Origin of the sequence: Methanocalculus sp. (genome assembly GCF_029762515.1) — an archaeon.
Taxonomy (GTDB): Archaea; Halobacteriota; Methanomicrobia; order Methanomicrobiales; family Methanocorpusculaceae; genus Methanocalculus.
Window position 1 is genome coordinate 1 of record NZ_JARVGN010000064.1, and the last position, 7,722, is coordinate 7,722.

At 52.2% G+C, this 7,722-nt stretch carries 11 protein-coding genes and 1 pseudogene; 8 read left to right on the forward strand and 4 right to left on the reverse strand.

Translation table 11 applies throughout. The features are described from left to right. From QCH34_RS03500 to QCH34_RS03530, 7 genes are all read left to right on the forward strand, one after another. Positions 1 to 894, forward strand: an 894-nt coding sequence (locus tag QCH34_RS03500; RefSeq protein ID WP_300330166.1) for a DUF1015 family protein, incomplete at its 5' end; no start/stop codon positions are given. Positions 895 to 959: 65 nt separating this feature from the next. Then, complete coding sequence (locus tag QCH34_RS03505; protein WP_300330171.1) at positions 960 to 1,355, forward strand: hypothetical protein; 396 nt, start codon at positions 960 to 962, stop codon at positions 1,353 to 1,355. Further along, a complete protein-coding gene (locus QCH34_RS03510; RefSeq protein ID WP_300330174.1) occupies positions 1,352 to 2,344 on the forward strand; it encodes a hypothetical protein in 993 nt (330 codons plus the stop codon). The genes QCH34_RS03505 and QCH34_RS03510 overlap by 4 nt, the downstream gene beginning before the upstream one ends. Continuing rightward, positions 2,338 to 2,844: a hypothetical protein gene (locus tag QCH34_RS03515; protein WP_300330177.1), complete on the forward strand. Its 507-nt coding sequence runs from the start codon at positions 2,338 to 2,340 to the stop codon at positions 2,842 to 2,844. Before QCH34_RS03510 ends, QCH34_RS03515 begins: the two co-directional genes overlap by 7 nt. Further along, entirely contained in the window at positions 2,832 to 3,197 is a 366-nt protein-coding gene (locus QCH34_RS03520; RefSeq protein ID WP_300330180.1) for a hypothetical protein, read from the forward strand. The genes QCH34_RS03515 and QCH34_RS03520 overlap by 13 nt, the downstream gene beginning before the upstream one ends. After that, positions 3,175 to 3,609, forward strand: coding sequence for a hypothetical protein (locus tag QCH34_RS03525; RefSeq protein ID WP_300330183.1), 435 nt, complete (start codon positions 3,175 to 3,177; stop codon positions 3,607 to 3,609). Before QCH34_RS03520 ends, QCH34_RS03525 begins: the two co-directional genes overlap by 23 nt. Before the next feature lie 3 nt (positions 3,610 to 3,612). Then, positions 3,613 to 4,359: a hypothetical protein gene (locus tag QCH34_RS03530; RefSeq protein WP_300330186.1), complete on the forward strand. Its 747-nt coding sequence runs from the start codon at positions 3,613 to 3,615 to the stop codon at positions 4,357 to 4,359. Positions 4,360 to 4,375: 16 nt separating this feature from the next. On the opposite strand, the gene eif1A is transcribed toward QCH34_RS03530, so the two are convergent. The 4 genes and pseudogenes from eif1A to QCH34_RS03550 form a co-directional block, all read right to left on the reverse strand. After that, a complete protein-coding gene (eif1A, locus tag QCH34_RS03535; protein WP_300330195.1) occupies positions 4,376 to 4,684 on the reverse strand; it encodes a translation initiation factor eIF-1A in 309 nt (102 codons plus the stop codon). Between the two features lie 143 nt (positions 4,685 to 4,827). Then, positions 4,828 to 5,742: an aspartate/glutamate racemase family protein gene (locus QCH34_RS03540; protein ID WP_300330188.1), complete on the reverse strand. Its 915-nt coding sequence runs from the start codon at positions 5,740 to 5,742 to the stop codon at positions 4,828 to 4,830. 136 nt (positions 5,743 to 5,878) lie between these two features. Further along, the gene (locus tag QCH34_RS03545; protein WP_366898292.1) at positions 5,879 to 6,388 is read right to left on the reverse strand and encodes a DUF1016 domain-containing protein; all 510 of its coding nucleotides are present in this window, start codon (positions 6,386 to 6,388) and stop codon (positions 5,879 to 5,881) included. Positions 6,389 to 6,520: 132 nt separating this feature from the next. After that, positions 6,521 to 6,915: pseudogene (locus QCH34_RS03550) on the reverse strand (DUF1016 N-terminal domain-containing protein); the annotation flags it as partial. A gap of 496 nt (positions 6,916 to 7,411) precedes the next feature. On the opposite strand from QCH34_RS03550, the gene QCH34_RS03555 reads away from it, so the two are divergent. Beyond that, on the forward strand, positions 7,412 to 7,722 hold a 311-nt coding region (locus QCH34_RS03555; protein ID WP_300330192.1), incomplete at its 3' end, for a DUF362 domain-containing protein.

Consider the following 7,722-nt stretch of genomic DNA (forward strand, 5'->3'; position numbering starts at 1 on the left):
GAGCTGACCCGGTACGATAAGGAGGAGGATCGGACACGGCATATCGATGCTGTCGGTGCCAATACGGGCCAGGTCTTCCTGCTGTACCGTGATACAAAAGGTATCCACGATCTGATCGCCTCACAGGCAACCGGAGAGCCGGTTGCAGAGACGAGGACAAAGTCGGGTGCGGTGCACCGGATCTATCCGATCACCGATCCCGATCTGATCAAAAAGATCACCGTAACCTTTGCAGATGTGCCGTCCCTCTATATTGCTGATGGCCATCACCGGGCAAAGAGTGCCGTCAATGTCTATGAGCGTAGGAGTGAACGCGGGGATGCTCATCTGGAAGCCAGCCGGTTCATGGGCATCCTTTTTGCCCATGATTCCGTCCTGATTCATGGGTATTCCCGGCTCGTCCGTGACATAGCCGGGATGACGGAGGATGCCTTCCTCCAGAGGCTCGGGGAGATCTTTTCGATCCGGGAACTGGATTCTGTGGATACGCTGGCCTCTTCCATTCCTCCGGCTTTCGATTTGGCGGATCAGCATATTATGCACCTCTATATCGGCGGCCGGTTCTATGAGCTGACGAGACCGGTTGCTCCCTCGGCAGATGCAATCGCAAGGCTCGATGTATCGATCCTCCAGGAGAAGGTCCTCTCCCCGATGCTTGGGATCACCGATCCACGAGGCGATGAGCGGCTCGCGTTTATGGGTGGCGCCCTCCCGATTGCTGATCTGATCGCCGGGGTTGATTCGGGCGAGTATGCGTTTGCGATCCTGATGCAGCCGATTGGCGTTGATTCAATCTGCGATATTGCAGACAATGATATGATTATGCCCCCAAAATCGACCTGGTTTGAACCAAAACTCCTCTCCGGTCTTGTGATCCATGGGATTGACAAGTAAGGCAGGGGAGAGTATCCCATATTTTTTCCCAAAAGCTCTTACGGTTGGAAAGAGATGAATCTCTTGTGCTCAGGCTGTACCTTCTGACCATCACCATACTGCTGATCTCTGCCACCGGCTGTGTCATGGCTCCCGGAGGAGACGCTCCGTCTGATCAAATGGTTTATGAAGCGCCACCCTCCTTCCAGATGCGGATCAGCCTTGACGAAGCCCTCACCCATGCAGAGCCGCCGGTGTACCTGATCATCGGCCGGGATCTCCTCCCCGATGGCATGGCCGCCTCCTGGATCATCATGGCAACCGATCCTGAGGGAGGCTTTCTCTTCCTCTTTGTAACAGCGGACAGGGCAGATTCTGCCCGGTGGGAAGGGATGGTTCCTGGGGATCCAATCGATCCGGAAGCATTCCCATACCCGGATCGTCCAGCTGATCAGGTGGTCTTTTGGGAGGAAACAGGATGAGGGATGATGCGGTTGCGACCTTTGATTTTCTCGTTGGTTTCACCATCTTCATCATCGCATTCATCTTTGTTGCAGCGATGATCCCCCATATGCTCTTCTCGGTCCAGTCGAGCAGGATCGATTATGATGCGGTCGCCTACCGGACCGGGGTGATCCTGACTGAAGATCCCGGTATGCCCGCCTCATCAACGTTTCCGGTCTGGGAGCAGAAGGCGATCCCACAGGATGTGATCCGGATGGGGCTCTCGGTTGAACCGGGGTCTGCCCATATTCTCTCGAAAGGAAAGGTGGAACGGTTCTTTAATGATACGTTCTTCACCTATCCGGATGATTACCGGAGATCGCTTCTCTTCGGCGATTATCCGTACTCTTTCAATATCACCCTGACGATGCGTAACGATCCACCCGTTCGCTCGATCGGTCCCGCCCCGCCCGAGTCGTACGGAGCGGTGCGGAGGGTGGTGGTGGTGAAGGAGCCGTCGCTTCTCTTTGTGAGTGATTCTGTTCCCGATCACAAAAAATTCCGACATGAAGGGAACGAAACCCCTGACCAGAGGTTTACCGTAGAGTTGCCGATGATTGAGCTCCTGGATCGATCGGTTGATCCCCTCTTCAGGATCGATCCGAGAACCGATCCGATCCGGATTGAGATTGGAAACTTCTCCTATTACCTGAATTCATCGGCAACAGAGGCAAGACTGCACCGGGTGGAAATAACCCGGGATGGTGTCCCGATCACCTTTCCGGCATATGAGATCTGGCTGGATGGGATCCAGACAACCCTCCCGGCAGACATCTCTGATTCACTCAACTTCACGCTCAATCCCGTGCCTGAACCGCCCTGGGGGAGTGATCATATGATAGGAATCACCTTCATTTTTCAAAACAATCCCCCGGCTTCATTGATGACAGGGACTCATATCTATGATTACCGGAATGCCACCTTCCCCGATCCGGGGCAGGGTATTCTCGAGGTGGCGGTATGGTAGGGGATGGTGGATCTCTCTATACGATCGAAGGGCTGGCAGCAGGGCTCCTGATGATCGCAACCGCTGCAATTGTCCTCCAGTCGGTATCTGTCTATACGCCCGGAGATACCCATATCGACGATATGCTCCTCGAGCAGCTCGGTGCCGATGCACTGGCGGTGCTGGATATGCCGGTTGAGCCGGGTGGGGAGACCGAACTGGAGCAGCTGTTGTATTCATGGGATGCTCCAGGTTTTCATGCTGCATTCTATCCGCTCCTGAGGGAACGATCATTTGCCCCGGATGATCCGGTTCAGTATGCTGCCTCCATCTCGTACCGTGTTGCTGCTGATGATAGTGTGAACCAGTTGCCTTTCACTGAAAGTGCCTCCTATACCGGCTATGATCCGGCTATCCGGGTGACACGATGGGTGCATCTGGATTCCGGGCATACTCTTCCCCCACCGGTTCCTTCCAGAGAGCAGATGGTACTTCTGGAGGTGATCCTGTGGCGGGGCTGAACGATAACGGGCAGTGGATTGTCCTGATGGGATTTCTGATCAGCATCGCCCTCCTCTTCCTGATGGTGATCATCAACCAGGCGACACTTGTCGGGCAGACAACGGCAGAAGGGGTGCTCGAGTTCCCAAAGCATGAGATCCGAGATCTCAGGGGGGAAGTCTTCAGGGCAGGCGGAGAGATGAATGACGTTCTGTATGATGATATCCGGGTGATCTCATTGAAACGGAATCACGCGATTGTATCGGTCAGTTCTTTAAAAGACTCGGTAGTATTTGGAGATACAACCGCCACGATGGTGACCATACGGTTCAATAACGGAGTATGTGTATATGAAGAGACATTCCTCGTCTGATGCGGTTGCGAATCTCATCGGCTACATCATCATCACCGGCGTTTTGATGGTGCTCCTCGTCTCGGTGATGATCCTTGCAAACGATGCCCTTATGGTGAAGCCTGCCGAGCGGTTTACCTATCATAGTTATGTGGATATCGGGAACGGGATGTCGGTTCGGATCGTTGATATCTATACGATTGCTCCGGTGAATGGATCAATCATCTCGGATATTGATATCCCCTATGATGTCCTTGGAGAAGGGTATATCATCACGGTCCGGCGCCAGGGGGTGGATCAGGAGATCCTGATGAAAGGCGATCGGATCGAGACGGTGATCTCGCTTGCCGGGATCGGGGCAACAAAGGCCGTCCGCGGAACGACGACCGGAGGGGGCGCAAACCGGGTGATCTATGATTCAGGGGGTGTCTGATTGATGAAGAATGATGACGGGGTCTCTGAGGCGATCGGATTCATCCTGATCTTCTCTATCGTGGTGCTTGGGATTGCAATTGTCGTCCTGTATGGATTTCCCCTCCTCATTGCGGGCCAGGGGAGCGCTGATATGAGGAATATGGAGCAGACGGTAATCGTGCTCCAGAACGATCTGAAATCCATCAGCTACAAGATGGTTCCCTATAAGGAGACGGCATTGCAGGTGCAGGGAGGAGTGCTCTTTGTGACGGAGGCATCAGGTACATTTGAGGTGCTGATCGACGGCGATTCGAAGTATAACAGTCAAGTAGGGCAGATCCGGTATGTCTCGGATCTCGATTCCACCCGGATTGTGATCGAGAACGGCGCCGTCCTCACCCGCCCCGAGCGTGGCAGCGGTTCAGCGATGCTCGCGGAGCCACGCTGGTACTATGATGATCCATCGAATACCCTGATCCTCTCCTTTATCGAGGTGCAGACAGAGCGGGAGCGGGCGCTTGCCGGTGTCGGGAGGATCGAGATGAAGAATGATCCCGTGCAGAAGATAACCCGGGAATATACATTGCCGGTGGATTCTCTTGAGATCCACTATTCCCCCCTCTCACCGGAGCATGATTATTCGGTTGCCTGGGAGAACTACCTGACCGGGAGGCTTGGAATGGTGCAGAATAGTGAGAACGTCTACACTCATCCATCTGCTTCGGAACTCGTCGTTCAGGAGACGGTTATTACCATAACAGGTTTTTAGGTTCAAAAAAAGGAGTTCAGAGGTAGTTATGTGCCCTGAGCCAGTCCACCTGGGGTTTGGTGTAGCGATAAATGATGTCGGCCTTTTCATCCTGGAATGACCATGGGATGACGATCAGGATATCACCTTCGCGGATCCAGACACGCTTCTTGATCTTGCCTTTGATCCTGCCCATCCGGGTGATCCCATCGCCACACCTGACACGGATATGGTTTGACCCAAGCATCAGGTCTGCAATAGCAAACTGTTCTTTTAAGCGTCTGTTCGGAATTCGTACACGTACGACCCCTTCTGGTTCTCCGGTTCGTTTATTGTTATCAGTCAGAAAATCTACCTCTTTATCCCCCACGTTAGAATATCATAATGGTAGCCACCAGGCATCCGGCACGCGAGTATCTGCTAAAGTATGGATTCCGGAGTTACTTAAAGTATTGCCCCCATCAAAGAGAAGGGAGGGGTTGCTTCTCTTCAGGCAGGTGTATGATTCAATGCATACCTCACCGCAGCCTCTGCATGGATCCTGGTTGTATCAAAGATCGGAACGTCCACATCCTCCTGCCGGATTAAGAGGGGGATTTCGGTACAGCCAAGGATGATTCCTTCTGCACCTTCATCGATAAGATTGCTGATTATCCTCTTGTACTCTTCCTTTGATGCCGGATTGATATAATCCACACAGAGCTCATCGAAGATGACGTTGTTGACGATCTCCTGATCTGCCATATCCGGAACGAGGACAACAAGGCCGAACTCTTCTCTCAGCTCCTCCTTGTAAAATTCCGCTGACATCGTCTTCTTTGTGCCGAGCAGGCCGACGGTTGTGATATTCTTCTCCCGCACCCTCTTCCCCGTCTCATCGATGATGCTGATGATTGGGATATCGACTGCGGCTTCGATGGCAGGGATTGTTGAATGCATGGTATTTGAGCAGATGATGATGCAGTCTGCACCGCCGCGCTCAAGCCGCTCTGCGGCATCGACCATAATCATGGTGAGCCCCTCCCAGTCTCCTTCATCGGCGAGCCGTTCCTGCTTTGAAAATTCCCCAAACTCGATCGAGTAGAGCAGTATATGAGCCGAGTTCTGCTCGCCGTATTCGTCCTGTACCATATGGTTCATCATCCGGTAGTATTCAGCAGACGAGACCCAGCTGATCCCGCCGATCATGCCTATAGTCTTCATTTTCTGATCCTGCGGGTGGAGGATTACAGGCGTATCCTGAGGGGAGGGGGCAGAGGCAGGAGCAACACAGCCCGACACAACGAGGGTGAGGACGAGAGCAAGGAGGAGCACGTGCACGGAGAGCGGAAGGAGAGATCGGGCTGGAGGGGTGTGCCGGGCTAGTGGATGTGAGTATTGTTTGCAGTGATCACTTCGAATCATCAGGGTACCTCAGTGGTAAATATCAATTAGTCTAATTCAATAATGTCATATTAACCCGGTATAACCCTATCCCCCCTCCACATTCGGTCGCTCCGAAATCAAGCGGATTGCCGGACATCTTCGTTGTCACTCTCTCTCATGCACTATGCTCCTCATGCTCTCCAAGCTCCTCCTCTAGCTCGTCTACTGTCGGCAACCGCCCGGACATCTCCCTGGGGAGCGATGACGTCAGGGTGTATCCTGCAACCCCGATTGGTCTGGCCATATCCCGCAGGGCATATTCGGCGATCACGCGATTCTTCGCCTTGCAGAGCACAATCCCGATGCTCGGATTATCTGATGGATGGGCAAGGAGATCATCGACTGCCGAGAGATAGAAGTTCATCTTTCCTGCATACTCCGGGATAAAATCACCAACCTTCAGATCGATCACCACATAGGAACGGAGTTTCAAATGGTAGAAGAGGAGATCCAGATAATAGTCCTGGTCAGCTACCTCCAGATGATACTGGTTTCCAACAAACGCAAACCCCAGACCGAGTTCCAGAAGGAACTCGCGGATGTGTTCGATCAGCCCTCGCTCCAGTTCGGTCTCCCTGATCTTCTCTCCCATCTGTAAAAAGTCAAAGATATATGGATCTTTCATCGTCTGGAGGGCCAGGTCAGACTGTTCCTGAGGGAGCGTCGCAGAAAAGTTCGTTACGCCCTTCCCCTCCCGATTGATCAGACGGTTCTCGATCTGGTGTACGAGTACGTTCCTTGACCAGCCGTTTGCTATAGTCTTCTGGATATACCACTCCCGATCCGCCGGTTGGGTAAGCTTGTCAAGGATCACGCAGTTATGGAACCAGGGTATTTGTGCAGCAACCTGCTGCACAAATTCAGGATCGGGCCATGCCTCTGCAAATGAGCGCATATATTTCAGGTTTCTGGGAGAGAATCCTTTTATATGGGAAACTCACCTCTGAGGTCATCAGAGAGCCTGTTGATCACCTTCGCACCCCATCCCTCCTGTCCCTGCCTCACCAGGATATCCCTCCCAATCTGCCAGTAGAGAAGAATCAGTTGCTGGTTAACTGAGAGGGCCGCCTTGATCTGCGCATCTTGAATCAGCAACTTCAGTCTTGAGAGAAAAGCCGGATAATCAGCCGGGAGTGTATCACTCGATGGCAAACTCGATCCTCCGCAAGATAGCTGGCTTGATCTCCAGGAGCTCGATTCTGAACTGGTAAACCGTTGAAAAGATTCTTCTCATGATGCACCTCTCTCTATTGAATGACTATTCAATCATTTTTACATCCATCGGATGAATAGCATGCGGTTATCGTTGTATTATTATTGGATTTACTATATCAACCGCACCTATTTCCAAAATGGAAATAACTGCATCAAAAATCAATACTTCTGATCTTTCCTTTAGATATCTTAAAGATAATTTTCTCGAATAATATGCCTTAAAAATTAAAAATGGTCGATAATTTTACGTTTTATGTGTATGAGTAGTACCATCTTATAGATACTATTAGATTTTTTGGAGGTGGATAATGGAAACGGCTCATGTTTTCAGCCTATCTTTTTTCCTTCCCTTCCAACCCGAACTGTTTCCAGAATGGAAATACTTCCCCCCCATCCCCAAGTATCTTCTCCCATGAACGCCCCACCTTTTCCTATGGCAGTTAAGGTGTGGTTTGTCTCTTCCGAGGCGGGATGTTGTGGCGAGAGCCTCCAGGCAAAGATACTGCGGCTCCTTGATGAGGCGGGGCTTTCCGGGCGGGTTGCTGCTGCCGGCGGGCTTGTTGCCGTGAAGACGCATTTCGGTGAAGAGGGGTGCGACAGCTTCGTCTCGCCCCTCTATATCCGGCAGGTTGTTACGAAGGTGAAGGAGGCGGGAGGTGTGCCGTTTGTGACCGATACAAACACCCTCTATCCCGGGGAGAGGCATGACGCCGTCTCCCATCTTGCGCTTGCCATCAGGCACGG